The organism is Natrialba hulunbeirensis JCM 10989, assembly GCF_000337575.1.
Taxonomy (GTDB): Archaea; Halobacteriota; Halobacteria; order Halobacteriales; family Natrialbaceae; genus Natrialba; species Natrialba hulunbeirensis.
Genome location: NZ_AOIM01000017.1, coordinates 72,593 through 98,409, shown reverse-complemented (window position 1 = coordinate 98,409; position 25,817 = coordinate 72,593). Strand labels below are relative to the sequence as shown.

The 25,817-nt window shown below is 63.0% G+C and carries 26 protein-coding genes; 11 read left to right on the top strand and 15 right to left on the bottom strand.

Going from position 1 to position 25,817, the window contains the following annotated elements; all coding sequences use genetic code 11:
* Positions 1-5: 5 nt before the first annotated feature.
* The gene (locus C483_RS07320; RefSeq protein ID WP_193787501.1) at positions 6-416 is read right to left on the bottom strand and encodes a hypothetical protein; all 411 of its coding nucleotides are present in this window, start codon (positions 414-416) and stop codon (positions 6-8) included.
* A 163-nt stretch (positions 417-579) separates the two neighbouring features.
* Positions 580-2,079, bottom strand: a complete 1,500-nt coding sequence (locus tag C483_RS07315; protein WP_006652718.1) for a sulfatase-like hydrolase/transferase — start codon at positions 2,077-2,079, stop codon at positions 580-582.
* Between the two features lie 141 nt (positions 2,080-2,220).
* On the opposite strand from C483_RS07315, the gene C483_RS07310 reads away from it, so the two are divergent.
* Positions 2,221-2,439: a hypothetical protein gene (locus tag C483_RS07310; protein WP_006652717.1), complete on the top strand. Its 219-nt coding sequence runs from the start codon at positions 2,221-2,223 to the stop codon at positions 2,437-2,439.
* 111 nt (positions 2,440-2,550) lie between these two features.
* Here C483_RS07310 and C483_RS07305 read toward each other — a convergent pair whose 3' ends face one another.
* The 6 genes from C483_RS07305 to C483_RS07280 form a co-directional block, all read right to left on the bottom strand.
* Positions 2,551-4,038, bottom strand: coding sequence for a geranylgeranyl reductase family protein (locus tag C483_RS07305; protein WP_006652716.1), 1,488 nt, complete (start codon positions 4,036-4,038; stop codon positions 2,551-2,553).
* Positions 4,039-4,212: 174 nt separating this feature from the next.
* Positions 4,213-5,511, bottom strand: a complete 1,299-nt coding sequence (gene hisS / locus C483_RS07300) for a histidine--tRNA ligase (protein WP_006652715.1) — start codon at positions 5,509-5,511, stop codon at positions 4,213-4,215.
* 157 nt (positions 5,512-5,668) lie between these two features.
* Positions 5,669-5,851, bottom strand: coding sequence for a hypothetical protein (locus C483_RS07295; RefSeq protein WP_006652714.1), 183 nt, complete (start codon positions 5,849-5,851; stop codon positions 5,669-5,671).
* 25 nt (positions 5,852-5,876) lie between these two features.
* On the bottom strand, positions 5,877-6,467 hold the full coding sequence (locus C483_RS07290; protein WP_006652713.1) for a DUF7411 family protein: 591 nt from the start codon (positions 6,465-6,467) through the stop codon (positions 5,877-5,879).
* A gap of 13 nt (positions 6,468-6,480) precedes the next feature.
* On the bottom strand, positions 6,481-6,831 hold the full coding sequence (locus C483_RS07285; RefSeq protein WP_004217347.1) for a DNA-binding protein: 351 nt from the start codon (positions 6,829-6,831) through the stop codon (positions 6,481-6,483).
* Between the two features lie 205 nt (positions 6,832-7,036).
* Positions 7,037-7,492, bottom strand: coding sequence for a 30S ribosomal protein S19e (locus tag C483_RS07280; protein WP_006652712.1), 456 nt, complete (start codon positions 7,490-7,492; stop codon positions 7,037-7,039).
* A 102-nt stretch (positions 7,493-7,594) separates the two neighbouring features.
* Here C483_RS07280 and thiL point away from each other — a divergent pair, with 102 nt between their 5' ends.
* Positions 7,595-8,530 (top strand): thiamine-phosphate kinase, encoded by a 936-nt coding sequence (thiL, locus tag C483_RS07275; RefSeq protein ID WP_006652711.1) that lies wholly within the window; start codon positions 7,595-7,597, stop codon positions 8,528-8,530.
* A gap of 92 nt (positions 8,531-8,622) precedes the next feature.
* Here thiL and C483_RS07270 read toward each other — a convergent pair whose 3' ends face one another.
* The 3 genes from C483_RS07270 to C483_RS07260 form a co-directional block, all read right to left on the bottom strand.
* Positions 8,623-9,807 (bottom strand): site-2 protease family protein, encoded by a 1,185-nt coding sequence (locus C483_RS07270; protein WP_006652710.1) that lies wholly within the window; start codon positions 9,805-9,807, stop codon positions 8,623-8,625.
* Between the two features lie 355 nt (positions 9,808-10,162).
* Positions 10,163-10,402 carry a DUF7123 family protein gene (locus tag C483_RS07265; RefSeq protein WP_006652709.1) on the bottom strand — a complete coding sequence of 80 codons (240 nt, stop codon included), beginning with the start codon at positions 10,400-10,402 and terminating at the stop codon, positions 10,163-10,165.
* A 282-nt stretch (positions 10,403-10,684) separates the two neighbouring features.
* Complete coding sequence (locus C483_RS07260; RefSeq protein ID WP_006652708.1) at positions 10,685-11,569, bottom strand: molybdopterin synthase; 885 nt, start codon at positions 11,567-11,569, stop codon at positions 10,685-10,687.
* Positions 11,570-11,754: 185 nt separating this feature from the next.
* Here C483_RS07260 and pyrH point away from each other — a divergent pair, with 185 nt between their 5' ends.
* The 5 genes from pyrH (at position 11,755) to C483_RS07240 (ending at position 17,882) form a co-directional block, all read left to right on the top strand.
* A complete protein-coding gene (pyrH, locus tag C483_RS07255; RefSeq protein ID WP_006652707.1) occupies positions 11,755-12,483 on the top strand; it encodes a UMP kinase in 729 nt (242 codons plus the stop codon).
* Positions 12,476-14,218, top strand: a complete 1,743-nt coding sequence (lysS, locus tag C483_RS07250; RefSeq protein ID WP_006652706.1) for a lysine--tRNA ligase — start codon at positions 12,476-12,478, stop codon at positions 14,216-14,218. Before pyrH ends, lysS begins: the two co-directional genes overlap by 8 nt.
* Before the next feature lie 158 nt (positions 14,219-14,376).
* Positions 14,377-16,215, top strand: coding sequence for a site-2 protease family protein (locus tag C483_RS07245; RefSeq protein ID WP_006652705.1), 1,839 nt, complete (start codon positions 14,377-14,379; stop codon positions 16,213-16,215).
* A gap of 227 nt (positions 16,216-16,442) precedes the next feature.
* Entirely contained in the window at positions 16,443-16,592 is a 150-nt protein-coding gene (locus C483_RS19905; protein ID WP_006652704.1) for a DUF2080 family transposase-associated protein, read from the top strand.
* A 3-nt stretch (positions 16,593-16,595) separates the two neighbouring features.
* The gene (locus C483_RS07240) at positions 16,596-17,882 is read left to right on the top strand and encodes an RNA-guided endonuclease InsQ/TnpB family protein (protein ID WP_006652703.1); all 1,287 of its coding nucleotides are present in this window, start codon (positions 16,596-16,598) and stop codon (positions 17,880-17,882) included.
* A gap of 151 nt (positions 17,883-18,033) precedes the next feature.
* On the opposite strand, the gene C483_RS07235 is transcribed toward C483_RS07240, so the two are convergent.
* Complete coding sequence (locus C483_RS07235) at positions 18,034-18,561, bottom strand: PadR family transcriptional regulator (protein WP_006652702.1); 528 nt, start codon at positions 18,559-18,561, stop codon at positions 18,034-18,036.
* 241 nt (positions 18,562-18,802) lie between these two features.
* Here C483_RS07235 and C483_RS07230 point away from each other — a divergent pair, with 241 nt between their 5' ends.
* Together C483_RS07230 and C483_RS07225 are read left to right on the top strand one after the other, a co-directional pair.
* The gene (locus C483_RS07230) at positions 18,803-20,335 is read left to right on the top strand and encodes a heme-binding protein (RefSeq protein WP_006652701.1); all 1,533 of its coding nucleotides are present in this window, start codon (positions 18,803-18,805) and stop codon (positions 20,333-20,335) included.
* 132 nt (positions 20,336-20,467) lie between these two features.
* A complete protein-coding gene (locus C483_RS07225; RefSeq protein ID WP_006652700.1) occupies positions 20,468-21,808 on the top strand; it encodes a dicarboxylate/amino acid:cation symporter in 1,341 nt (446 codons plus the stop codon).
* An 8-nt stretch (positions 21,809-21,816) separates the two neighbouring features.
* Here C483_RS07225 and C483_RS07220 read toward each other — a convergent pair whose 3' ends face one another.
* From C483_RS07220 to C483_RS07210, 3 genes are all read right to left on the bottom strand, one after another.
* Entirely contained in the window at positions 21,817-21,999 is a 183-nt protein-coding gene (locus C483_RS07220) for a hypothetical protein (RefSeq protein WP_006652699.1), read from the bottom strand.
* A gap of 195 nt (positions 22,000-22,194) precedes the next feature.
* Complete coding sequence (locus tag C483_RS07215) at positions 22,195-22,578, bottom strand: DUF5611 family protein (RefSeq protein ID WP_006652698.1); 384 nt, start codon at positions 22,576-22,578, stop codon at positions 22,195-22,197.
* Between the two features lie 220 nt (positions 22,579-22,798).
* Positions 22,799-23,995 (bottom strand): DUF7093 family protein, encoded by a 1,197-nt coding sequence (locus tag C483_RS07210; RefSeq protein ID WP_006652697.1) that lies wholly within the window; start codon positions 23,993-23,995, stop codon positions 22,799-22,801.
* 247 nt (positions 23,996-24,242) lie between these two features.
* Between C483_RS07210 and C483_RS07205 the strand changes: the two genes are divergently transcribed.
* Complete coding sequence (locus C483_RS07205; RefSeq protein ID WP_006652696.1) at positions 24,243-24,542, top strand: DUF6432 family protein; 300 nt, start codon at positions 24,243-24,245, stop codon at positions 24,540-24,542.
* 63 nt (positions 24,543-24,605) lie between these two features.
* Positions 24,606-25,754, top strand: coding sequence for a CAF17-like 4Fe-4S cluster assembly/insertion protein YgfZ (gene ygfZ / locus C483_RS07200; RefSeq protein WP_006652695.1), 1,149 nt, complete (start codon positions 24,606-24,608; stop codon positions 25,752-25,754).
* Positions 25,755-25,817: the final 63 nt, after the last annotated feature.

Sequence of the window (25,817 nt, the reverse complement as noted above, 5' to 3'; positions counted from 1 at the left end):
CGACGCTACTTCGAATCCGCACTCCCGCTTTCGTCTGCCGCCTGCTCTCTGAACTCCTCGGCCTGCTCGCTCAGCTTTTTGCCGACGAGGTACTTGAAATCGTCCGGCATCAGCCCGCGCTGGATGTCAATCGTCACCATCGTATCACAGCCCGCAACGATTTCCGGGGCCCACTTCCCCTGTGCCAACTTCGACTCGTCGGTGACGACCGCCTCGCCGTCTTCGACGTCGATGAACGCCGTCACCGTGTTCCAGACGCGCGGGTCGCTCGTCGTCGCCTCGTCGAACAGCCCCTCGAGTCGGGAGTCCTTGATCGGCTCGTCGCGCAGTTCTTTGATCAGGTTCTCGAGTGCGATGGCGAGTTCCTCGTACTCCTCGGCAGTCATGTCGTCGTCGTTGCCACCGGCAGCAGTCATCGCATCACCCGCCGATTTCCGGCTCCGATTCTGTGTCCAGTTCCGGTCCCAGTCGGGAGTGGCGCGCTCATACGAGGACATTGCCGTGGTCGGCGTATAAACTCCGTGTCCTGCGGCTGACGCTGTGCCTGTCTGGGTGGTCTGCACCCTTGCGTGCACCCCGTCACGACCCCTCGGCCGCCCGCAGCACGTCCGGCACCCACTGCCGATTCGGATCGTCGGTCTCCTCCATCCAGTCGATCAGTTCCGTTCGAAGCTCGTGGCGAACGTCTGCGTAGTCGGGATGGTCGATCAAATTCTGCAACTCCGCCGGATCCGCCTCGAGGTCGTACAACTCGTCTACGTCCGGCGCGTTGTAGACGTACTTGTACCGATCCGTTCGGACCATCCGCTGGGTGTAGAGCCCGAACTCGTCGCCGTGGTACTGGGCGAAGACGGAGTCCGGCCACGCCGATGATTCGGCTTCCTGTTCCGACTCGTCAGCTTCGAGCAACGGCACGAGACTGCGCGAATCAAACCCCTCGGGGATCGCCACGTCGGCCATCTCGAGGAACGTCGCCGCCAGATCGTGGAGATGCACCGGCTTCTTGCACACCGATCCCGGCTCCGTGACGCTCGGCCAGCGCACTTGCAGCGGGATGTGATACGTATCGTCGTACATCAGCGGCCCCTTGTTGAACTGGCGGTGGCCACCGGTGAAATCGCCGTGATCCGAGGCGTGGACGACTACCGTCTCGTCCGTGAGGCCGGTGGACTCGAGTGCATCCAGAATCCGACCAAGTTGGTCGTCGATCAGGGTGACGAAGCCCCAGTACTTCGCGATGGCTTCTCTCCAGATGTCTCGGTCGAACTGCTCGACGCCGCGGTAGGAGCGGTAGTTCGCGTGGACCTGCGGCTTTCCGGCGTCGGTTTCGGCGTAGCTTTCGGGGAGGTCGATGCTCTCGGGGTCGTACATCGAAGCGTAGGGTTCGGGGACGACGTAGGGGTGGTGGGGGCCGTAGAAGTCTGCCCGGTGGAAGAAGGGTGCGTCACGGTCGCCGTTCGCGTGTGCCTCGATCGCGTCGATAGTACGCTCGGCCAGGAACCAGGCGCGGGTCTCTTCGATGTCGACCGAGGTCGTGGCGGCGACGAACGTGCCGCTGCTGTCGTCTCGCGGGTCGGTGCCGGTGTAGATAACGTCTTCGAGGTCAGCTTCGCCGAGGGGCGTCCCGCGTTCGGCGCGGTACTCGCGGAACGCGTCGTCGATGTCATCGTGGTGTTTGTCGCTGCCGCCGAGATAGGAGAAGCCGAAGTCCTCAGGGGTCTGATCGCGGCCGACGTGCCACTTCCCGGTGTAGGTCAGGTGGTAGCCGGCGTCGTCGAGTACCTCCGAAAATGTTGGCATGTCTGGCGGCAGGTTCGGCCGGAGGGCGTCGTCCTCGTGGCAGTTGTTCAACATACCGTGGCCGTGGGGGAACCGACCGGTCAGGAGCGACGCGCGAGCGCTTGAGCAGATGCTGATCGGGGTGAACGCGCGCTCGAAGTGCATGCCGGTTGCCGAGAGGTGGTCTATCGTCTCCGTTTCGACCGTTTCGGCGACCGGCCCGTCGAGGGCGCTGCAGTCGTAGCGCTCCTGATCCGTGAGCACGAGCAGGACGTTCGGTCGGGTGTCGGCGTCGGCCATCGCGAGTGCTACACCGCTCGGGCAGTTAATGGTGAGACTTGCTTTTTGCCGGTAGGCTCCCGCTCGCCGATTCAAACCCTGTTTTAAACGCGCTGCGTATGAACCCGCACCCTCATTAGAACGCAGTTCGAGTCCTCACTCGTGCCAACCGCATACTGTGGGGAGTGTGAGTGGACGCACACCGTCACGGCAGAGGAGACGACCGACCTCGATCTCGCGATGATCGACCACCACGTCGACACCGGTCACTCGCCGATTGAACGCGCCGATCTGGTCGAGCCGATTGCTGTCGAACCTGACGACGAGCACCACGAGGACGACGCGATCGTGGATGCAACAGCGCAGACTGAACTCGAGTAACAGCTCTCGGGTGACGGGTGATGGGGAGCCACAGCCAGCTCTTTTGAGCACCAATCACTGCTGACTGGAACGCAGTCGTCTGTAGTCGATTCTTGTGTTGACGCGAGGCAGTCAGTACTTCTGCTCGCTCGGCGGAATTCCGAGATCGTCGTAGAACGCCTGATCGATCCGGTCCCGTTCTGCGAGCCACGTGTCGAACGTCGACGGATCCGTCGGATAGGCCTCGTACTGCCGTTCGTATCTGGCGACGTGATTTCGCGTCTTCCTGACGGTGCGGATGGACTCGAGTAGGTCGCGTTTGCTCACGCCGAGGGTGTCGAAGGAGTCCTTGCGATACTCGGAGACGAAATTCTTCAGGACCCCGGTACCGACGAGGAACTTGCTTTTGAGGCTGTCAACCTCCGTGGAGGTGCCGACGATCTCTCGAATTTCGGCCTCGGGGAGGAGTGCAGCGACGGCCCGAAGGATGTCTACGTCGAGGGTGCTCGCGGCGACGTTGTACGCGTCCCACGAGGCGAGCTTTGCGGCCTCGCCGTGCTCGCGGTAGAGCCAACGGTTGTGCTCCCAGAGCCCGGCCTCCGAGATGTCGCCGTCCTCGATAGCCTGGGCGGCGGCACGGCCGGCGGAGTAGCCGGAGTAGGCCGCACCGCGGATGCCCTTGCCCGTGATCGGGTGGGTCGTCCCTGCTGCACCGCCCGTCGCCAGGTAGCCGGGGGCGACCATCGAGTCGAGCGGTCGGCGGAGGGCAATCGCAGCGCCGAGTTTGTTCGTATTGCCGAATCGCTCGGCGACGGTCGCCCCCTGATACTCGTGTCGGTGCTCGATATCGCGGCGCAGGCGGTCGGCGAGTGGGACCGGCTCCTTGTTCATCTGGAATCCCAGGCCGACGTTGATCTGGGTCGGCGTTCGCGGGAAGTACCAGATGTAGCCCATCTCCTCTAGGGGTTTGCCGACGATGGCGTTGTGGTACTCGACCGGCTGTTCGGTTTCGATGATCTCGCGGTAGGCCGACCCGAAGTGGGTGTAGTGGGGCACCTCGAACGTCGGGTCGCCGGGGGTATCGAGGTCCTCGAAGCTGACCATGTCCTGCAGGATCGACTGTGCGCCTGCGGCGTCGATCAGCACGTCACACTCGTAGCTGACTGGCTCCCCGTCCCGGACCGCTTTGACGCCGGTGACCTGTCCGTTCTGGGTCACCTCGTTGACCACCGTGTCGTAGTGTTGCTCGACGCCGCAGTCGGCTGCCTGCTTGAGCAGGCGCTGGCCGAACTCGTAGCGGTCGACGACGTTGCTGCTGTCCTCGTAGGGTAAGACCTTCCGTACGTCGAGTTCTTCGTCCCAGTACTCGATCTGGTCGATGTTGTTGTCGACGAGGACGGCCTCGTCGTCGGCGATCGCGTCCATATCGATCGGCCCTGGGTAGTTCTGCGGATCGCGAGGGCTCTTGATCGCATCGCCACAGGCGATGAAGCCGCCCTGTTCGCGGGGTTTGCGCTCTAACTGGACCACGTCGATCCCCTCCGCGGCTGCGGTCGCCGCCGCGAAACAGCCCGCGATCCCGCCCCCGACAACGATCACGTCGTACTGGTTGCGCACCATTGGGTACTGTTCCTGCCTTCGGAAATTGGGTACGTAACTCTTGCTTTTGCGGTGGTCTAGCAGGTACCTGACAGCAATCCTCCCTTGCTTATCCGACAACTCGCTGCAAGTAACAGCCGCCTCGAAGGAAGAGAGAATCCCGTTCGTGTCGCTCCCGGACTTGCTACTCGAGGCCTACTCGAAGTCGCCGAGCGTCGGCCGCTCGTGCTCGCCGGGGAACGACTCGACCGGCACCTGCAACTGGTCGCCCGACGCCATATCCTTGATCGTCACCTCGTCGTTTGCGAGATCCTGCTCGCCCGCGATGACGACCGTCTCGGCGTTGATCGAGTCCGCGTAGTTCAGCTGGGAGCCGAACGAGCGGCCGGCAACGTCCGTCTCGACGACGTGACCGCGCTCGCGCAGGTCGCGCGCGATTCGGGCCGCTTCCGTTCGAGTGTCTCCGATCTGGAGAACGTAGTAGTCGGTCGTAACCTCTTCTGCGGGCCAGACGCCGGCGCGCTGGAGAAGCAGCGGTAGCGTTGCGTGCCCTGGTGCGACGCCGACCGCGGGCGTCGGCTGGCCGCCGAAGCTCTCGATCAGGTCGTCGTAGCGGCCGCCGCCGAAGATCGACCGCGAGACCTCGCCCGCGGAGTCGAAGCACTCGAAGACGACGCCCGTGTAGTAGTCCAGTCCGCGGGCTGTCTCGAGTGAGATCGTACAGAACTCGCGCGCCCCGAAGTCCTCAGCCGCCGCGAGGACGTTCTGCAGGTTGTCGACCGCGGCGTCGACGCGCTCGGTGTTCGCGAACTCCCGGACTTCCTCTAAGTCGCCGCCGGCGATGAGGTCGTCGAACTCGACGGCCTGGTCGGCCGTCAGGCCTGCACCGATCAGCAGGTCGTGGTACTCCACGGTCGAGAGTTTGTCCGACTTGTCGACCGCGCGAATCGCGTCCTCGGTGTCGACGTCGGCGTCGTAGCTCTCGAGGACGCCGCCCAGAATATCGCGGTGAGAGATGCGGAACTCGAAGTGCTCGCCGGTGAGCCCCAGGTTGGTCATTGCGTCTGCAGCCCAGGCGAGGATCTCGGCGTCGGCTTCGGGTTCCGAGGAGCCGAAGATGTCGACGTTGGTCTGGTAGAACTCACGCTGGCGGCCCTGCTGGACCTGCTCGTAGCGCCAGAACGGGCGCGTCGAGAACCACTTGATGGGTTTCGAGAGTTCCTGTTGCTTGGCGACGACCATCCGCGCAACTGTCGGCGTCAGTTCGGGGGTCAGGGTGACGTGGCGGCCACCCTGATCCTCGAAGGCGTAGAGTTCGTCGACGATATCGTCGCCGCTCTTGTCGGTCCACATCTCCGCGCGCTCGAGTGCGGGCGTGCCGATCTCGCGGAAGCCGTAGCCGCGGGCGGTGTCCTCCAGCGTGTCGATGGTCGCCCGTCTGGCGGCCATCTCGCCGGGGTAGAAGTCACGAAAGCCCTTGATCCGGTCGTACATGACTGGTGGTTCGCCGAGGGCGGACTTCTATCCTTTCGTTTCTGTATGCTTTTGCGCTCGCTGCTCGGCAATCCGTAGCGGTGCGAGCTGCGGTGAGTTGGTCTCGTTCTTCGATCGTGGCCTCGTATCTCGTACTCCACACCTCAATCTCCACACCTCAGTCGGCCACACGTTGTTTCGCAAGATCGAGAGCGAGCACGATGAGTGCGACCAGAACAGACACCCACAGAATGTAGCCGATGTCGATCGCACCACGGTAGTACTGAAACGCCAGCAAGACGAGTCCGACGACGAGCGCCTGCACGACTCGATCACGGAGGGTTCGATTTGCGAGTTCCATTGTGCCGGGTGTACTCGAGTACGGCCTACCGCAAATCAGTCACGTACGTCTGTTCGTGATCCGGAAACACGTCCGCAACCGCTGCCGGACCGTCCTCCGCGGCGATGAGTTCCCGAAGCTCTGCCTCGTAGTCGGCGCGGTCGATCTCCTCGCTCGGCCCTACCGTCACGTCGAGGCGCGCCTCCACGAGTCGATCGACGGCCGTGCGGCCGAAGCCCGACAGCGGCGCGATATAGTCGACGCCGTGGCGATCCTCGAGACTCTGGGCCTGTGCGCGCGAGACAGTGGGGACTCGATCGTCGCGTCGAGTCCCGTCCGCGATCGCATCGAACCGGCCCGCGGCGAGCGTCTCGAGTGCGTGCTGGTGAACGTGCTGAATGCCGTTGCGCGGGAAGCCGTCCTCCCGAATTCTGTCGACGGCCTCGCGCGCGACATCGGGGTCGAGTTCGAGGCGTTCGAACTCGAAGCCGGTGGCGTGGGCGGTCTCGCGGGCGTGTTTCCAGTCGTCGCTGATACCGAAGTGTGCCGTGGTGAGGGTGACGTCGTAGAACTCGTCGAGGAGAAGCGCAGCGAGCGTCGAGTCTTTCCCTCCGCTGTAAAGCAATCCGAGATTCATTCCAGGTCGACGGTTAGCGGCGCTGGATGTCGAAACTCTTCGAGTCGGGCTTGAGTTCCTGCAGGAGCTGTTTCATCTTCTCGTCGTCGATCTTGCCCTGTAGGCGGCCGCTGCGGGCGAGACTGATGACCTGGCGTTCGACCTGTTCGCCGAACTGGGGTTTGCTCATCTTGACCGTGTTGAGCCGCTTGCGGGCGTCGTCGGTCAGATGCTGGCGCAGGACGGCCTTCTTCTGGGCTTCAGCCTGCTGGCGGGCGGCTTCCTGTTCTTCGCCCCCTTGCTGGGAATCGGCGCGGTCCTGGAGCTGTTCCATCTTCTTCTGGCGAAGCTCCTCGAGTTTCTCCTCGTCTGGTGAGCCGCTCATAGCTATACGAACATCTTGTCCTGCAAGGTGGAAAATGATTTCGGACGCGGCCGCTGATGCGGCGTTTGTGCGGTTCGGTGCGGTCCGGTTTCGTTGCGTCTCCCGATCGTACGCAGAGAGACAGCACAGCCGCAGTTCGGAAGCCACAGCGTCCGCTCACAACTTCACCCTGGGCTACAAAAATCTCGATCAGCGCAAACCGTACTTACGCGTAGCGCTCGAGTTCCGGACGGTCGAGGTCTTCGAGAACGGAGCCGGCAGTGTCGTCGAGCAGGCTGCGGCCCTCGGCGGTGATTCGGCGACCCTCACCCTCTGCGGTCTCGACGAGATCCTCCTCTTCTAACTGCTGGAGAATCGTTCGGATCAGGTTCTTCGAGCCGTCGGCGCGCTTGTCCGGTGCGACCTGATAGCGGTTCGAGCCGTTCTTGCCGCCGCCGTACTCCGTCGAGAGTCGCTCGACACCGACAGGGCCGCGGTCTGCGACCTTGCGAAGGAGGCTTGCAGCACGGGTCGCCCAGAAGTCTTCCTGCTCTGGTGGCAGCTCTCGGTCGACGCCGCTCTTTGCAAACTCTCCCCAGTCCGGTTCGTCGAGTCGGTCCGCGAGGTCCTCGGCGAGCGCCTCGATGAGGTCGTCCGCCGGAACGTCATACATCGTAGCCATTGCCGTTTGGTTCCCTGTCGCGGCATTTAAGACCATCGTATCCGATCCGAGCGCGGACCCGGAACCCGGACGGTTTTTCGCACTCGAGTTGAAATGAGGCGTATGGACGAACGCGCCGCCCTGGCGCTACTCGCGGACGAACTCGAGTACGCCGGCGACGACGCCGCCGTGGTCGACGACCTCGTGGTGACGACGGACATGCTCCACGAGACGACGGACTTCCCGGCAGGGACGACCCGCTACACAGCCGGCTGGCGCGCCGTCGGTGCGTCGCTTTCGGACGTGGCCGCGATGGGCGCTGAGGCGGTTGTTGCGGTCGCCGCCTACGCTGCTCCCGAGTTCGACGGCGAGGACCTCCTCGCTTTCGTTCGCGGCGCGCGCGACGTCTGTGACCTCGTCGGTGCCGACTACGTCGGCGGTGACCTCGACGGCCACGACGAGTTTACGGTGACGACGACTGCGATCGGCCGCCTCGAGAACGATCCAGTCCCGCGCAGCGGTGCGACGCGGGGTGACCTCCTCTGTGTCACCGGCACCCTTGGCCGCAGCGCCGCTGCACTCGAGTACTTCGCTCTTGCCCAAGATGGAGGCGGAGGCGGAGACGAAGGCAAAGATGAAGGTAAAGACGAGAACAACAACGAGCGCGCGAACGAACTGTTCCAGTTCGAGCCGCGGATCGAGGCCGGGCGCGCGCTGGCTCCCCACGCCACGGCGATGATGGACTCGAGCGATGGACTCGCGCGCTCGCTGCACCAGCTGGGAGAGGCGAGCGGATGCGGGTTCGAAGTCGATGCGTCCCACGTTCCGATCGCGGAGTCGCTGCGCGACGTTACCGAAACCGCCGACGAAGCCCTCGAGCGGGCGACGACGTTCGGCGAGGACTTCGAACTCGTCGTGACGATTCCAGAGGGGGCGCTAGAGGCGGTTCGCAAGGCCACGCCGGTCCCAATCTCGGTGCTCGGGTCGGTGGTTCCACACGAGGACGGGATCACGATGGATGGAGAGCCGTTGCCGGATCGGGGCTTTACGCACGGCTGAGGTTAGTTTTGGGTAGATGATAGGAATACTACTTTGGGTTAAACGATGAGATACTGCGTTTCTGCTGGCACACAGTGCCAACAGCAGCCGCCTCACTCGATGATCTCGATCGGAACCGGCATGAAACAGAGCACGCCGAGGACAAACGTGATGAGGCCGAGGACGAATCGGCCAGTCCCGAGCGAGTCGTCACGCACCGGATGGGCGGGTCCGACGGAGGCGAGCACCGCCGTAAACAGCCCCCAGACCGCCCAGATGAGCACCGAGTTCCCGCTGTAGCCGCTGACGTAGTAGAGGTACGCCGCGAGGCCGAACAGGACGCCCGGAACCAGCGCCGCGATCGTCTCCTGGAATCGGCCGGTCATCGCACGCAGGATGTGCCCCCCGTCGAGCTGGCCCACCGGAATCAGGTTCAGGAACGTGACGAACATGCCGACCCAGCCGCCGATAACCACCGGGTTCACCGCCATCGCCGGGTCGTCGCGGTACAACGGCTGGTCGAAGGCAGCGGCGAGTAACTCGAGTAGCGGCGGGTAGCCGAGCTGGATCTGGATCGCGTTGGGGTCCTGGACGACGCTATCGGGGGCGACCGTCGGCGGGAGGTGGAGGCCGACGATGGTGATGCCGATGGTGGCGATCAGTCCGGCGAGCGGGCCGGCGACACCGATGTCGAACAGGGCCTTGCGGTCGGGCATTCGGCCTTTCATCTTGATGACCGCACCCATGGTCCCGATGAGTGTCGGGACGGGGATAAAGTAGGGAAGTGAGGCGTCGACCTCGTGGTAGCGGCTCATCACGTAGTGGCCCATCTCGTGGACGCCGAGGACGCCCAGAATCGCGACGGTAAACGGCCAGGCGCGCCACATCTCTGTGGGATTCGAGATGGGGTCGATGTGGTACCACATCGAGCCGGCGAAGAGGGTGGAAACGATGGTCGCGAGCAATAACAGGATGTTCGTCCACGGGATGCCGTCGATACCAACACTCGTCGGCTCGGCGACGAGGACGTACTCGCCGTAGCGGGTCGAAAAGCGCGGCTCGTAGCCGTGTGATCGGAAGACGGGCCACAGCTCCTGCAGTAACGCTTCGGGCGGCTCGAGGGGATCGCCGTAGTAGACGAGTTGGTCGCCGTCGACGTGAACGTCGTAGACCGCGAATACGGACTCGATGCGTTCGATTGGGGGGCCGTCGACGGTCCGTTCGTCGGTAGCCGTCGCTCGGCGTGTTGGAGTGGGGCCAGGGTTGGAGTTGGGCTCGGACGAAGCGCGGTCGTCCATCACCAGTGATTCATCACGGGTTCGTATAAATCGACTGCAGTTGGTCAGTTACTGTTAGCCGTGTCTCATCTTCGACGGGTGACGCGAGCCCGGACCTGAGTCGTCGGACTCGATCTGACTCACGTCTGGGGTGCGTCTGTTGGGGGCACGCGACGGGTTGATGGTGTGTCTGTGGGGAGTCTGCAGCCCAAACGGGTGTGGTTGCCCAGTGTGGCCATCCAATGTCGGAATCGAGCCGCGAGAGTCACGGCGGACGGGTGTGAAGCGGGGGAATACGTCGGAGACGGGGACCGAACTCCGAGCGAAACCCGTCCCGAACCGGCACCGGATGGCCGCTGTGTCGACGGGGATCGACTTAGGCAGGTTCGACACGCCACGTAGTCGCGCTCGTGTAGGACCACTTCTCGATCTCGAGATCGTTTGCCGAGTCCGAGAGCTTGACCATGAGCGCGCCGATTTCCTTCGGGGACATGCCGACATCGTCGGCGATGAACTTCCCTTTGAAGTAGAGCTCGCCGTCTTCGGCGCGCTCGCGAAGGTATCGCTTCAGGCGGTGTTCTTTGCTTTCCGTGGAGGGTTGTGCTGTCGTGCTCATCGACAGAAACCACTATCTCCGGTAACATGTTATAAAGGGTGGATGGTTAGCGAAATTTCGATTGCGTTCAGCAATCACCCCCCCGATGTAACGTTTTATCGCGGTTCACCAACTTGACCAGAGACGGGCTGAGATACGATTAGAAATTTTACAACGGATTCTAACGTGTTATCTCCATTCGGAATAATTCAGCAAAACAGTCACCCTCGTTGATAGTTTAGAACGCTATTCTACCACCGACTGAACTCAATTCACCGCCTGTACGTGTGCCATACGAAACCACTACTCATGATGTGATTTCGACTGTTCGTGCACCCAGAACTCGTCTTCGATCGTCACTTCCTTTTTGAACAACGGCACCTCGTCTTTCAATCGGTTGATCCCGTCCTCGACCGTTCGAAACGCCTCCTCGCGGTGTCCCGCGAGCACAACGACGAACACGATATCCTCGCCATCTTCGACAACACCCGTTCGATGGTACAGTTCGACCGCAAATACACCCTCGCGCGCCTCGAGTTCCGACTCGAGTGCAGCCATGCGCTCGTCTGCCACTCCCTCGTACTTCTCGAACTCGAGGTACTCCGTCGGCGTGTCGTCTTCGGTATCCTTCTGTCGGACGCGACCCGTGAACGTCGCAATCGCACCGGCGCGAGGTGCCTGGGGTGAGTGCTTGACCTCGCTGACGAGGGACTCGAGTGTCCGGTGTGGCTCGGTGGACTCGAGTGCGGTGGTGAGTGCGAGTGTGTCGAGGTCGGTAGGGGAGTCGATGGTTGCGAGGGTGTTTTGGGCGTGGTCGAGGCTGTGTGCCCTGTCGTTGCTCTCGGCCCTGTCCGTGTCCGCGTCACTGCCGACGATGAGCGTTGGATACCGCCGCTGAAGCGATGGGACACCGACGACGACGCCGTAGTCGCAGTTGGTCGCGAGCTGGTCGATGGCGTCCTGCACGGAGAGTCCGGTGCCGGTTGCGGTCCAGTCGCCGTCAGCACCGAGGCCGTAGGTGACGTCCCCACCGATAGTGAGTGTCTCGTGGGTGCCATCCGCAATCGTTGCGTCGTAGCGGATGACGCCGACGCGGCCGTCCTGTGCGAGTTCGTCGACGGCTCGATCGACGACACCGTCGAGCGTCGTCTCGTCGACGCCGCGACCGAGAATCCCGAGTACGTGCATGGTCGACGTATGGTCCGGTCTGACTTTGTAGCTGTCGCCGTGGGGACTTCCGGCGGGTTCGTAGCGCGGTCGGCACTGGGGGGGCTGAAACCGTCGGAATACCGACGCGTTCGCGGTGCTGGCACCGCACGGTTGCCGCGGAGTTGGCAACCCTTAAGATAGCAACCCGGTTACACCGGGTTAGCATGAAAGTGGTCGTTTCTATTGGCGGTAGCGTGCTCGTCCCGGAACTCGGGACCGATCGGGTGGCCGAACACGCGGCCGTCGTCGAGGACCTCGTCGCGGACGGCTGTCGCGTCGGAACCGTCGTCGGGGGCGGCGGTGTCGCACGCGAGTACATCGGCGCCGCTCGCGGACTTGGGGCAAACGAGATCGAACTGGATCAGCTCGGTATTGACGTGACGCGGCTCAACGCGCGGCTGCTTATCGCCGCGCTCGGTGAGGACGCCGTCACCGCGCCCGCGGAGGACTACGACGAGGCCGGTGAGGCACTTCGTCGTGGCGACGTCTCCGTTATGGGCGGCGTTGCACCGGCACAGACGACAGACGCCGTCGGTGCCGCGCTCGCGGAGTACATCGACGCCGACCTGCTCGTCTACGCGACGAGCGTCCCCGGCGTCTACAGCGCCGATCCGAAGGAAGACGACGACGCGACGAAGTACGACGACCTTCGCGCGGACGAACTCGTCGACGTGATCGCCGGACTCGAGATGAACGCCGGCGCGTCCGCACCGGTCGACCTGCTCGCGGCGAAGATCATCGAGCGCTCTGGCATGCGGACGATCGTTCTCGATGGGACGGATCCGGACCGGATCGCGAAGGCGGTTCGCTACGGCGAGCACGACGGGACGGATGTCATTCCGGAGGGGGCAGGCGAGGAACCGACCTACTGGGCACAGGACGACGATGAGTGAGGACGAACTCGACACTGAGGAGGGCCGCAGTCCCTACACCCTCCAGCAGGACGACGACGAGACGCGTCACGCCTTCTGGGCCGACACCGTCGCGGACCAGGTCGAAGCGCGCGTCGCTGACCAGCAGTCCGGTTCCAATTCCGATTCTAATTCCGATCCCGACGAGGACGCTCCGGAAATCGTCATCAAGGGCGGTATTTCGCCCTCCGGCGTTCCCCACCTCGGCAACGTCAACGAGATCCTTCGGGGCTACTTCGTCGCCGAAGTCCTGCGTGAGCGGGGCCACGAGGTCCGGCAGGTTTTCACCGCCGACGACCGCGACCCGCTACGGAAGCTTCCGCGCACGCTCTGTGACTTAGACGGCGACCTCGTCGACCTCGGTGACGTCGACGCGGGCGCGCTCGGACGCAACCTCGGCCATCCATACACCGACATTCCGGACCCCTTCGGCTGCTGTGACTCCTACGGCGACCACTTCTCGACGATCATCCAGGACAGCGCCGACGCCGTCGACGTGCCGATCGAGATGGTCTCGACGACCGAGCTTTACGCGGACGGCACATTCGACGACGTTACCCGCCACGCGCTTGCGAATCGCGACCGTGCACGGGACGTGCTCTCCGAGTATCAGGACAAGGTCGACGAGGAATACATCCCGTTCAACCCGATCTGCGAGGAGTGTGGCAAGATCACGGAGACGGTGACTGGTGTCACACTGGAGCCGGAGGAAGGCGACCTCCCCACCGTCGACTACCGGTGTACCGACATGGACGCCGGCGACCGCACCATCGATGGCTGTGGCCACGAGGGCACCGCCACCATCCGCGAGGGCAAGATGCCCTGGCGCTTCGAGTGGCCCGGCCAGTGGGGCGTCCTCGACGTCGACTTCGAACCCTTCGGCAAGGACCACGCCGAAGGCTCCTGGCCCAGCGGCGACGACGTCGCCCGCAATGTCCTCGATATCGAGCCACCTGTTCCGATGGTCTACGAGTGGTTCACCCTCGACGGCGAGCCGTTCTCCTCCTCCGAAGGGAACGTGATTCTCGTCTCGGACGTCCTCGAGCTCCTGGAGCCGGAGGTCCTCCGGTACTTCTTCGCGAAAGATCCCTCGCGAGCGCGGGACTTCAGCATCGAACGCCTCGACCAACTGGTCGACGAGTTCGACCGGTTCGAGGCGACGTACTTCGGCGAGGTCGAGGAGGCAACCGAGGACGAACAGGACTTCGCCGACCGCGTCTATCCACTCGTCGTAGAGGATCCTCGCGAGGAGCGGATCCGCCTGCCTTACACCTTCGCCGCGGTGCTCGGCATGACGGACGATCCGGACCTGCGCGAGGAGATCGCTCGCCGCGAGGGACACATTCCGGACGACGCGCCCGACTGGGCCGTCGAACAGGCGCTGGCACGAGTCGAACGCGCTCGCAACTGGGCGCGCCGAACCGAGAACGAGTTCGACTACGAATTGAAGCGCACCGAGATTCCGGATCACGAGTTCGACGCCGAGACCGAGGACGCCCTCGCCGAACTCGCGGACTTCATCGAGGCGGGTCACGACCCCGAGGAGATCCAGGGCGAGATCTACGAGACGGCAAAGCGCAACGACGTCGATATCGGCGAGTTCTTCGGTGCGGGCTACCGGCTGTTCTTCGACGAGGAGCAGGGTCCAAAGCTCGGGCCGTTCCTGGCGAAGGTCGATCAGGAGTTCGTCGTCGCGCGGCTTCGACGGGAGCGCTAGACGGCGCTCGCCGGTTCTCAACAGCGCTCGACGGTATCCGAATACGAGCCAACCCATTCTGGCAGCTCGATTCTTCACAAACGCAGTGAAAACTATCAGATGTGGTGAGGCAACGCCAGACAAAAGCCCTTTGAGAACACCGCGCTGAATTACTGTCGATGGATTACGGCACGCCAGCTGTCGTCTCGGTTCCCGAACTCTTCGGGTCGGAGCTGCTCACGTGGGTCGTCGTGGGCCTCCTGCTCTACTGGGCCGGGATTATCGCACTTCGGAAGCTGGACCTCCTCCCCGGATTCGTCGGGGCTCAAGGTCCGATTCTCACCTTCCATACGAAACGCGGTCGCGACTTTCTCGACTGGCTCTCCGGGCCGAAACGGTTCTGGCGAGCGTGGGCGAACATCGGTATCGGGATCGCCGTCGTCGTCATGGCGACGATGTTCGTCTTCCTGTTGCTCGCGGCGATCGCCGCCCTCACGACGCCACAGCCCACTGGTGGCGTCCAGCAGCCACGGAACGTCCTCGTCATCCCGGGTGTGAACGACTTCCTGCCGCTCTCTGCGACGCCGGGTATCGTCGTCGGCCTTCTCGTCGGTCTCGTCGTCCACGAGGGCGGCCACGGGCTGCTCTGTCGCGTCGAGGATATCGACATCAACTCGATGGGGATCGCAATGCTTGCGATTATCCCGTTCGGCGCGTTCGTCGAACCCGACCAGGAGAGCAGCAAGGACGCCTCTCGCGGCGGCCAGACGCGGATGTTCGCAGCCGGCGTAACGAACAACTTCGCCGTCACGATCATCGCCTTCGCACTCCTTTTCGGTCCAATTGCGGGCGCGATTGCCGTCGCCCCCGGTGCCGCCGTCGGCGGCGTCGCACCTGGCTCACCCGCCGAAGACGCCGGCATCGAACCGAACGACCGCATCACCGCCATCGACGGCGAGCCGGTCGACGACAACGACGACCTCCTTGCGTCTCTCGACCCCAACAGCGACGAAGTCACCGTCGAACTCGACGGTGAACGGACGACCACAGTCGATCGCTCGCTGCTCGTCACCGCTGCAATCGACGGCGGTCCAGTCGACCTCTCGACCGGCGACCAAATCGTCGCCGTCGACGGCACCGATGTCGGCACGGAACAGGCCTTCATCGATGCCGTCGGTGACGACCACACCGCATCACTCACCGTCCAGCCGGCGGACGACGACGAGCAAACCGATACCGAGGTGCCGATCGGCGCAGCCGTCGAGGTCGCCGACGGCGAACCGCTCGACGACGCAACCGGCCAGGCCGGTACCGTCGTCATCATCACCGCCATCGGCGACGAGCGCGTCCACGACTACGCCGCACTCGAGTCCCAGCTCGCAGACGCCGAACCCGGAGACGAACTGTCCATCGTGAGCTACGCCGACGGCGACCGCGATGAGGCGGAAGTCACCCTCGGTGAGCACCCACAACAGCCCGGCAGTGCGTTCCTGGGAATCCGGGGCGCGCCGGGAACGTCCGGACTCGAGTTGAACGACCTCGGTGTGCAGCTCTACCCGGCTGAAGAGTACCTCGCCGTGCTCGGTGGTGGCGGCGAGAGCAGCTACGGCGCGGTGACCGACACGTTCCTCGGAAAGATCGGTCTCGCACTCCTGTTGCCGTTGATCGGCGTCGTCGGGATTCTCCCGTTCAACTTCGCGGGCTTCACCGGCGGTGTGCAGAACTTCTATGAGGTGCAGGGGTCGCTCGCTGCGCTGGGAGACGGGACAGTCTTTATCCTCGCGAACCTGTTGTTCTGGACCGGCTGGATCAACGTCCAGCTCGGCTTCTTCAACTGCATTCCGGCGTTCCCGCTCGACGGTGGGCACATCCTTCGGACGAGCACGGAGGCAGTGGTCTCCCGGCTGCCGATCGAGGCGAACCGCGGGATGGTTCGCATCGTGACGACCTCAGTCGGGCTGACGATGTTGATCAGCTTCCTCGCGATGTTGTTCGCGCAGGGCTGGTTGGCGAGCTGATCGTCACTGTTACCTAAATCGAGGAGCTAATGCCCCTTCCTCAGCGAGCGCCGAAGGCGCGAGCAGGGAGGGGATACAGCGTCCCCAGAAATCTTCGATTTCTGGTGTGCGAACGAGACGCTTCGCGTCTCGTCAACGCCGCTCGTGTTTCTTGGACTGTTCTACAGCAGGCCCGCAGGCCCACGCCATCGGTAGCTTTATGTTTCTACTTAGTTTAAACATTGGTAATGGATCGGTACGAGGTCGAAGGGCACGAAGTTCGCGAAGCCGAAGTCAAACCAACCGGCAATGGTGCTCACGTACTCGTTCCCAAGCGGTGGCGGGGTGCCACTGTCAAAGTCGTCCGCGTCACCGATCCGTCCGACGAAGACGAGTAGACCATGCGCTACAACTACAGGTATCGACTCAACCCGACCGACGAACTCCACGAACGGTTAGCGTGGACTGTCGATACCTGCCGACAGGTCTACAACCACTTTCTCCACCGACTCAACCGAGAGGACGGCACGTCGGCATACTCCGAGCAGTCGATTCTCCCCGACCTCAAGGACTGGTGGACCGACCTGAAACAAGTCCATTCGAAGGTGCTACAGAAGGTCGTACAGCGGCTGTACGACAACCTCTCGACACTGAAGGGTCGGAAGGACAACGGCTACCGCGTCGGCGAACTCAAGTGGAAGGCCCCGAAGGAATATCGCTCGATCAAGTACAGTCAAACCGGCTTCGAACTCAAAAACACGAGTGGCCGAACTGTGCTTTCTCTTTCCAAAATCGGCAATATTCCGATAGTCTACCACCGCGACGTTTCCGACGATGCCACGATCAAAGAGGTCGTCGTCAAGCAGGAGCCGACCGGCGAATGGTTCGCCGTGCTCGGGATCGAAACCGAGGACGACGCACCGTCGAAGCCCAAGAAGCTCGAGGACTGTGTCGGGATCGACGTGGGAATCCTGAAGTACGCTCACGACACCGACGGTACGGCCGTCGAACGTCCCGACCTCTCGGACGAACGCGACCGGCTGGAACGCGAGCAACGGAAACTCTCACGCAAAGAGCACGGATCGGCGAACTACCGCAAGCAACAGCGTACCGTCGCCAAACGTCACGCCGATCTGCAACGGAAACGTCGGGACTTCTTGCACAAGCTCTCGAACCACTACGCTCGAGAGTACGACCTTGTGGCCGTCGAAGACCTCGACGCCAAGGGGTTGATGGAACTCCCGTCGAACAGCCGCAACCGTGCCGGGGCGGCGTGGGGAACGTTCCTCCGAATGCTCGAGTACAAGTGCGAACGCGAAGGTACGCACTTCGTGGCTGTCGATCCGGCCGGAACGACCAAAGAATGCGCGGCCTGTGGTGCCGAGTCGGACAAACCGCTGTGGGTCCGCGAGCACTCGTGCCCGTCGTGCGGTTTCACGTCCGACAGGGACTGGAACGCGGCCTACAACATCTTGGTGCGCGGACTGAAGCAAGTAGGGACGGGCTGTCCCGAATCAACGTCCTCAGAATCGAAAGATTCTGATGGGCTGCGAAAATCGGCAGACGATTTTCGAACGCCTGCGGAGACTGCGCTCCCTACGGGGACCGATTCGGTTCCTGCAAAGCGCGTCGTGGAAACAGGAAGCCCCACCCTCAAGGAGCGAACGGCGCGAGCCGTGAGCGAGTAGGGTGGGGAGGAAGTCACTGCTTTTTCGTCACTTCTCTGCACTCTCGCGTTTTGATACTCCCTCACGAATAGCTCCGCTCGATAGCCGTACTGCCTTCCGCAGTCTGCTACTCGCCGTCCGCGATCGCGACCGCCGTCGCTACTCGTCGTCCCTACCCGTCGTCCGTCTCGATTCCGTGACTCTCGTAGAACTCCTCCGGCGTCGCCTCGATACGCTCGAACTCCGTCTCGAAGTAGTGCTCGTGGTGTCGGACGACCTGCTCGACGACCCAGCGGCTGAAGTCCTCGTTGAACTGCCACTCGCCCTCGACGTCGGGTATCTCGAACCGTTCATCCGTCGAAAACGCCGCGTAGACGTGGAAGAAACCAAGGATCACGTCCGCGAAATCGCGTGCCTTCTCGGTGCTGCTCTCGCGTCGCTCCTCGAGTTCCTCGTAGCCCGACTCGGTGAGTTCGAAGTACTTGCGGTCGGGTTCGTCCTCGCGCTCGATGCGCTCGGCCCACCCCTTCTCTTCGAACTTGTAGAGGATGGGATAGACGGAGCCGTAGGATGGTTCCCAGTGACCGCCGCTGATGTCGCGAATTTCTTTGAGAATTTCGTACCCGTATCGAGGCTTCTCCTCGAGTAACTCGAGAACGAGGTAAGCGATGAGTCCCTTCGGCGGTCCACTTTTCCGCATATGACGCGAGATATAAACGGATATACGTAAAGGGTTTCGGTCGCCGGGTTGGGTGGCCGGTTTCTCGGACGGTTTTGTCTCAGGTTGCCAGCCGTTCCGCTTTCGCTCATGTTTCCACTCCCGTTTCCGTTCCCGTTCCCGTCCCCGCTCGTGTTCCCATTCCTGTTTCCGTTCCCCACCCGCTTCCGCTCGCGCGAGCGAAACCCGTTCCTTCTTGACTTCGCCGCCCCAACTCGCGCGTATGGAACGACGCCAACCGCCACAGACCGACGAAGGCTGGTACGTCCTGCACGATTTCCGCTCGATCGACTGGGACGCCTGGCGCAACGCTCCCGAGCATCGCCGCTCGCGGGCACTTGAGGAGGGTATCGACTACCTCTCGGCCGCGAGTGATGTCGCGGACGCCGAGGAGGGCGACTCTGCAGTGTTCTCCGTGCTCGGTCACAAGGCAGACCTCCTGATCCTGCACCTGCGTCCGACGCTCGCAGACCTGGACACACTCGAGCGCCGGTTCGAGCAGACCGCGCTCGCCGAGTTCACAGAACGTGCGGACTCCTATCTCTCCGTGACCGAGGTCTCGGGCTACATGTCCCAGGAGTACTTCGAGGAGGACGGCGAGATCGAGGACACCGGCACGAAACGGTACATCGAGTCCCGCCTGCAGCCGACGATTCCGGACAGCGAGTTCGTCAGTTTCTACCCGATGGACAAGCGCCGCGGCCCGGAGCACAACTGGTACGACCTGCCGTTCGACGAGCGCGCAGACCACCTCTCGAGTCACGGCGACATCGGCCGGGACTACGCCGGGCATGTGACCCAGATCATCTCGGGCAGCGTCGGCCTAGACGACTTCGAGTGGGGCGTAACCCTCTTTGCGGACGATCCGACGGACGTGAAGGAACTGCTCACCGAGATGCGCTTCGATCCCTCGAGTTCGGCGTTCGCCGAGTTCGGTCGGTTCCTCTCGGCGCGGCGGTTCCCGCCGGCGAACCTGGAGGCGTTCCTAGCGGGCGAGGAGGTTCCGCAGGAGCAAGAGTCCGGTCACGACCATCATCACGCGGGTGGGCATGGTCATGGACACGGCGATAGTGACGGCGCTCACCACGGTCACGGCCACGGCCACGGCCACGGCTCCGACGGGCCACACGGCGACACCAGCGACGAGAGCGAGGACGACGAAAGCGTCCGCAGCGAACTCGAAGAACTCGGCGTCTACGCGGGCCAGCCACACGGTGAGGACGTCCACGCGGTCGTGCTCTACTCCGCGGCCGACGCCGACGAACTGTTCGAGGAGGTCGAGGGACTACGGACGAACTTCGACCACTACGATACGCACGTGAAGACGGCCGTCTACGAGTCCCAGAGCGACGACTCCGACGCGGAAACCGCAGTCGTCAGCCTCTGGGAAACCGATCGTGCGGCGAACACGGCCGCCGGCTTCCTCGCCGACCTGCCGGATATCGTCCGTCAGGCTGGCGACGACGAGGACGACTCCTGGGGGACGATGGGGATGTTCTACACCGTCAAGCCCGAACACCGCGGCGACTTCGTCGGCGTCTTCGACGATGCAGCCGAGATTCTGGCGGAGATGGACGGCCACCGAAAGACCGACCTGCTCGCGAACCGCGAGGACGAGAACGACATGTTCATCGCCAGTCGCTGGGACTCCCGCGAGGATGCCATGCAGTTCTTCCGTAGCGAAGAGTTCTCGGAGGCCGTCGAGTTCGGTCGCGACGTACTCGCCGACCGACCACGACACGTCTTCCTGGCCTGAACGGCGCGGCTCTTTTTCGACCGACGTTGTTTCAAACCGCTCACGCCCATCAGACCCGTCAGTCCGTCATAGGTGACGGTTAGTCTCTCCGGAACCGCCACCGGTTGGTGAGTGTCGTTCCAAGCGAGGGCGATGACCGAGACGTCGCAGTCGCAGACTCACTCACTGGCGCGCCGCTCGTGGCGTCGGTATCGTTCCGTGCCGATCATCTACCGCATTGCCGCCGCGTTCGTCCTCGGCTCCGCCCTCGGCGCCGTTCTCGGCGAACAGGCCGGCGTTCTCAGCCCGCTTGGCGACATCTTCTTGCGGCTTCTCGAGATGCTGATCATCCCGATCATCGTCTTCACGCTGCTCGGCGGGATGCGCAAACTCACACCCTCGCGGCTCGGCAAAGTCGGCGGCCTGACCGTCGGCCTCTACATCGTCACTACGACGATTGCGGCCACGATAGGGCTCGCAGTTGCGAACCTGTTCGACCCCGGCAGCGCGGTCGAGTTCACCGGCGGCGAGGCCCAGGAGGCCGAACCGCCGACGGTCACGGAAGTACTCCTCGGTATCGTCCCCGAAAACCCACTGGCAGCGATGGTCGAAGGGGACATTCTCGCGACGATCTTCTTCGTCATCGTCTTCGGCCTCGCGCTGACGATGGTCCGGGAGGCGGCCACCGAGGAGTCGATCACGGACGCCATCGACGGCTTCTTCGCCTTCATCGAGGCCGGCACGCAGGCGCTGTTCAAGATCGTCTGGGGCGTGATGGAGTACGGCGTCATCGGCGTCTTCGCACTGATGGCCACCTCGATCGGTACCGAAGGGCTCGGTGCGATCGTTCAGCTCGGATCGCTCGTCGCCGTCATCGGGATCGGGATCGTGATCCACATGACGGTCACCTATCTCGGCGTAATGACGGTCGGGATCCTCGGCCAGTCGCCGATCGCCTTCCTGAACGGCGCGAAGGACGCCATGGTGACCGCGTTTACCATCCGCTCCTCGAGTGGCACGCTCCCGGTGACGGTGACGAACGCCGAGAAGAACCTCAAGATTGACGAGTCGGTGTACGGCTTCGGACTCCCGCTTGGCGCGACGATCAACATGGACGGTGCGGCGATTCGACAGGCGGTGACGGCCGTCTTTGCGGCGAATCTGGTCGGTATCTCGCTGGGCCTCGGCGAGCAGATTCTGGTTCTCTTTACCGTGATTTTGATCAGCATCGGCACCGCCGGCGTCCCCGGCGCTGGGCTGATCATGCTCACGGTCATCCTGAGCGCACTCGGACTCCCACTCGAGATCGTTGGCTTCGTCGCGGGGGTCGATCCGATTCTCGGTCGACTCGCCACGACGAACAACGTCACCGGCGATCTTGCCGTCTCGTCGGTGGTCGGCAAGTGGACGGATGCGATCGACTTCACCGAGGGGACGTGGGTCGATAGACCAGCGTCGGAACTCGGCCAGGAGTCGGTCACAACGGACGACTGAGCGACCAGTTATATCGAGCCGCCGCTCTCGTCGTAGAAGAAGTAGCCGGCGAGTCCCGCCAGGCCGAGTGCGAGCGTAATATACGGCCAGTTTCCGGCCGGTTGGTCAGTTAGCCGAGCGTGTGCGGCAACGAAGACTGCGAAGCCGGCGTGTGCGATCGCGGTCGCGAGGAGGAACGCAGCGATGTCCATTACCTGTTGCTTCGACGTGACCCAAATAGCGATTTCGAACCTCGCTTCTCGACGCCCGGTTTTCGACTCGTGTCCCCGGTGCTTGGTTTCCCGGTCGGAGCGACCGCTCCTCGTTCGAGACGGTCAGAACAGAGAACTGTGTTTCATCGCAGGCTTCCCACGTATTCGTCGGACCGTTTGCCGCCAGAAACGGCGTTAGAAGTCGTGGTCCGGGTCGTCTTCGACCGAGCGCTTCAGCGAATCGCGGCGAGCCTTGGCGTCACGACCGGTCGCCTCGAGCAGGAAGTCGTTCTTCGCATCGACTGCCTCGGCGGCGGCCTCGAGTTCGTCCGGCTCGAGTTCGGTTGGGTCGCGCTCGTGGAACTCGACGGCGAGTTTGTCCTTCTTCCCGGAGTATTCGACGGTACCGGCGACGATTTTCTCGAAGACGGGGTTGTCAGGCTCACCGATGACGAAGAGGTCGCTGCCCTTGAACTCCTGCGTTTCGGTAATCGGACCGAAGTAGTCCACGACGGTCGACTCCATGTCGGGGATTCGCTCCTCGAGATATTCACCGCGGCGCATCTTGTACTCCTTCATGGCTTGGAGATACACGGCGGAGTGTTTACCTCTTTTCATAGCCGACGGTATGGGCACCCAACAGGTCCGCAGTATCGCCGAGGGAACGGCCTCGTATTCGCCTGTGCCAGCAGGGAAAGTACGGAGAGACACGACAGGTACGGTACCGAAAACACGTTCTGCAACTACTGGCTGCGGTCTGCGGGTTGCGGCCTACAGACGACCGACTACAGACGACCGACTACTGTCGAGCCCGTTCGCCCAAATACCCCTTTCGACAGTCGGGACAGATATCCCCAGCCCGGAGCGAGCCCCGGTCACTGGTCACAACGAACTCACAGCGCGGGCAGTAGAACTCACTCGGCACGTCCTCACCCGGATGGTCGGCGTCACCCGGAGTTGGCGCATCACCGATACGTTCGATACCGCTCCCAGCCTCTGTCGTCTCTGCTTCGGGAGCTGTGTCGGCTCCAGCATCGACACTACTACTCGAGTCCCCACTGGCCTCGGAGCCGGACGCCCAGTTCGCAGTTGACTCGCCAGCAGCTGCCGTGGGCTGTTGGTGCCCGTCATCTGTGTCTTCCATCCCGTCAAACTGGGTGTGCTCGGTCGAATCGACGGTTGCCGTTCTGGCATCGACCGCAGACTCGTCTTCGTACGCCGTCGAGTCGTGCTCGAGGACGACTGCGTCATCGTCGGCTTGCTCGCCGGCGTCGGGCCACCCATCGTGTTCGCTTTCCGCGTCGTCGACTGGTGGGCCGACATCGTCAGAGTCCGGCCACTCGCCGTGTTCGCGGTCGCGCTCGCGATCGGTGTGGTCGTCTGCCGGCTCGTCCTCGAGTATCTCGCCGTCGTCGGTGACGGGGTTGCCGTCCTCGTCGGTTGGGACGTCGAATTCGTCGCTGTGGTCGCTGTGGTCGCGGTGTTCTCGGTGTTTTCCGTGCTCACCGTGTTCACCGTACTCACTACCACCATCATCACCATCACCGCTATCGCCACCCACATCGGCGTCGCCGCGTCCCGGTTCGGGCCCGGATTCGACGGCCGCCGCGTCTGGCTCGTCGTCGATAATCATGCCATCGTCGGTGACGCCGTCCGTCTCGTCAATCTCGGTTGTACTCGAGTCGGCCGTAGCGTGGGTCGGTGAGTCGTCGGGTGGTGTCGATACGTCGTCGTGGGACAGGTCGGGGTCTGGTGTCGGAGTCGTCTTGGAGTCAGGTGCGGCTGTGTCTGTGGTGTCCGGTTCGGTCTCGGTCGCCGATACGGCCGAGAGACTCGTCACCTCAGTGTTCTCACTGATGACGTGTCTGTCACCGCAGCGGACACACTCTTCGTACTCCTGGACGGTGACGACGACTTCACTGCCCCGTTCTTCGCGCTCGCGTTCGACGTCGGATTCCCCGTAGTCGTGTCCGAGCAGCGAACATCGCAGGACCATTGTCCCATCGTACCGAGCCTGGCCATAAAAAACGTACCGCCTGGATTGTTCTGTTCTATATCATATCTGATGCCTGAGATCTTCGCGGATCGGTTTCGGACCTGGACGCTCACTCAGCCGGAAGAGTCAGTCTCTGGATAGGCTCTCGCCGATGGTGAGAGGACAGAACACAGACTGCTGAGTGCCGATCGACATCCGGTTCGAGAACGACAAACGTCAAATCCCGGGTCGTCGAAGAAACATATCGATGAAAGCAAAGCCGGAGTATCGGAACCGGGAACGGACCCAGGTAGCGGTCCTCGACGAACTCGTCGACCGCGCCGACGACGGGATGTCCGTCCTTGAGCTCCGGGCCGCGGTCGAAGCCGAGATCGACGATCTCGAGGAAGCTCTCTCGACGCTGAAAGCGGATCGGCTCATCGTCGTCGAAACTGATGGCAGCGAGACGCTGATCAAACCCGACGAGCGCGTGATCCCGGACGATCCAACCGAGGAGGACGACGAGCAGTCGATCGGCGAGTGGCTCCGCGACCAATTCCCCTTCTGACTCCCGACACTGCACCTTCCTCGAATCGAAACGCCTGTGGATCCCTGGCCCCTTCACAGCGTCATGAGCGTTATCTCGTCCATTCACGAGGACCACGGTGCGACGTTCGGCGAGCGCGGCGGCCGAACAATCGTCGAACACTACGGCCGCCCGGAGCGTACCCATCGCGCGGTCCGCAACGGCGTCGGACTCATCGAGTTGGCCTACGGCGTGATCACGGTCACTGGTGAGGACCGACGGGACTACGTCGACAACGTGGTTTCGAACCACGTCCCCGAAGCCGACGGTAAGGGCTGTTACGCGCTGGTACTCGGCCCACAGGGCCGTATCGAAGTCGAACTCTACATCTACAACGCGGGCGAGCGGATCCTGTTATTCACGCCGCCGGGCGAGGCCGAGGAACTGGCGGCCGACTGGTCCGAGAAGGTGTTCATCCAGGATGTCGACATCGACGTTGCGACCGACGAGTTCGCCATCTTCGGCATCCACGGCCCGCAGGCCACGGAAAAGGTCGCGTCCGTACTCAACGGCGCAGCGTCGCCCGACGAGCGCTACAGCTTCGTCCGTGGAACGATGGGCGACGCGGGCGTCTCTGTCATCCGAACCGACGCGCTGACCGGCGAAGAGACGTACGAGGTCATCTGCGGAATCGACGACGCCGAAGCTGTCTACGACGTCCTCCTCAACCAGGGCCTCAACGCCGCCCCCTTCGGCTACCGGACGCGCGACAGCCTCGCACTCGAGTCTGGGTCGGCGCTGTTCGAGACCGAACTCGAGGGCACCGTGCCGAACGTGCTCGGTCTCAAGACAGCACTCGATTTCGAAAAGGGCTGTTACGTCGGTCAGGAGGTCGTTTCGCGGGTCGAGAACCGGGGCCAGCCGAGTCGGCGGTTAGTTGGGTTGACGATCGATGCGGATGCTGCGTCCGAGACTGACGCTGAGGCAGCCACAGCCACAGACACAGACACCGCCGAACTCGTCCCCAACTCCGGCGCAGCCATCTTCGACGGCGACGCCTCCGTCGGCGAAATCTCCCGCGCCGGACTGAGCCCACTACTCGAGACCCCCATCGCGCTGGCGCTACTCGAGTACGACCACGAGGGCGAGTCGTTCACGGTTCGAGTCGACGGCGAGGAGGTACCGGCGACGCGGACTGAGTTGCCGTTCGTCGAGGGCTCTGACGTGTCGGATCGGCTGCCGGACTACTCGTAGTTACCGTAGTTGCGTTTCTGAGGTGTCCCCTCGTTGCTTCGTTGCTCTGTGTCTTTCCGGGTT

Coding starts and splice junctions, on each gene's coding strand:
- C483_RS07320 (WP_193787501.1), bottom strand. CDS start 416: ATGACTGCTGCCGGTGGCAACGACGACGACATGACTGCCGAGGAGTAC.
- C483_RS07315 (WP_006652718.1), bottom strand. CDS start 2,079: ATGGCCGACGCCGACACCCGACCGAACGTCCTGCTCGTGCTCACGGAT.
- C483_RS07305 (WP_006652716.1), bottom strand. CDS start 4,038: ATGGTGCGCAACCAGTACGACGTGATCGTTGTCGGGGGCGGGATCGCG.
- hisS (WP_006652715.1), bottom strand. CDS start 5,511: ATGTACGACCGGATCAAGGGCTTTCGTGACTTCTACCCCGGCGAGATG.
- C483_RS07295 (WP_006652714.1), bottom strand. CDS start 5,851: ATGGAACTCGCAAATCGAACCCTCCGTGATCGAGTCGTGCAGGCGCTC.
- C483_RS07290 (WP_006652713.1), bottom strand. CDS start 6,467: ATGAATCTCGGATTGCTTTACAGCGGAGGGAAAGACTCGACGCTCGCT.
- C483_RS07285 (WP_004217347.1), bottom strand. CDS start 6,831: ATGAGCGGCTCACCAGACGAGGAGAAACTCGAGGAGCTTCGCCAGAAG.
- C483_RS07280 (WP_006652712.1), bottom strand. CDS start 7,492: ATGGCTACGATGTATGACGTTCCGGCGGACGACCTCATCGAGGCGCTC.
- thiL (WP_006652711.1), top strand. CDS start 7,595: ATGGACGAACGCGCCGCCCTGGCGCTACTCGCGGACGAACTCGAGTAC.
- C483_RS07270 (WP_006652710.1), bottom strand. CDS start 9,807: ATGGACGACCGCGCTTCGTCCGAGCCCAACTCCAACCCTGGCCCCACT.
- C483_RS07265 (WP_006652709.1), bottom strand. CDS start 10,402: ATGAGCACGACAGCACAACCCTCCACGGAAAGCAAAGAACACCGCCTG.
- C483_RS07260 (WP_006652708.1), bottom strand. CDS start 11,569: ATGCACGTACTCGGGATTCTCGGTCGCGGCGTCGACGAGACGACGCTC.
- pyrH (WP_006652707.1), top strand. CDS start 11,755: ATGAAAGTGGTCGTTTCTATTGGCGGTAGCGTGCTCGTCCCGGAACTC.
- lysS (WP_006652706.1), top strand. CDS start 12,476: ATGAGTGAGGACGAACTCGACACTGAGGAGGGCCGCAGTCCCTACACC.
- C483_RS07245 (WP_006652705.1), top strand. CDS start 14,377: ATGGATTACGGCACGCCAGCTGTCGTCTCGGTTCCCGAACTCTTCGGG.
- C483_RS19905 (WP_006652704.1), top strand. CDS start 16,443: ATGGATCGGTACGAGGTCGAAGGGCACGAAGTTCGCGAAGCCGAAGTC.
- C483_RS07240 (WP_006652703.1), top strand. CDS start 16,596: ATGCGCTACAACTACAGGTATCGACTCAACCCGACCGACGAACTCCAC.
- C483_RS07235 (WP_006652702.1), bottom strand. CDS start 18,561: ATGCGGAAAAGTGGACCGCCGAAGGGACTCATCGCTTACCTCGTTCTC.
- C483_RS07230 (WP_006652701.1), top strand. CDS start 18,803: ATGGAACGACGCCAACCGCCACAGACCGACGAAGGCTGGTACGTCCTG.
- C483_RS07225 (WP_006652700.1), top strand. CDS start 20,468: ATGACCGAGACGTCGCAGTCGCAGACTCACTCACTGGCGCGCCGCTCG.
- C483_RS07220 (WP_006652699.1), bottom strand. CDS start 21,999: ATGGACATCGCTGCGTTCCTCCTCGCGACCGCGATCGCACACGCCGGC.
- C483_RS07215 (WP_006652698.1), bottom strand. CDS start 22,578: ATGAAGGAGTACAAGATGCGCCGCGGTGAATATCTCGAGGAGCGAATC.
- C483_RS07210 (WP_006652697.1), bottom strand. CDS start 23,995: ATGGTCCTGCGATGTTCGCTGCTCGGACACGACTACGGGGAATCCGAC.
- C483_RS07205 (WP_006652696.1), top strand. CDS start 24,243: ATGAAAGCAAAGCCGGAGTATCGGAACCGGGAACGGACCCAGGTAGCG.
- ygfZ (WP_006652695.1), top strand. CDS start 24,606: ATGAGCGTTATCTCGTCCATTCACGAGGACCACGGTGCGACGTTCGGC.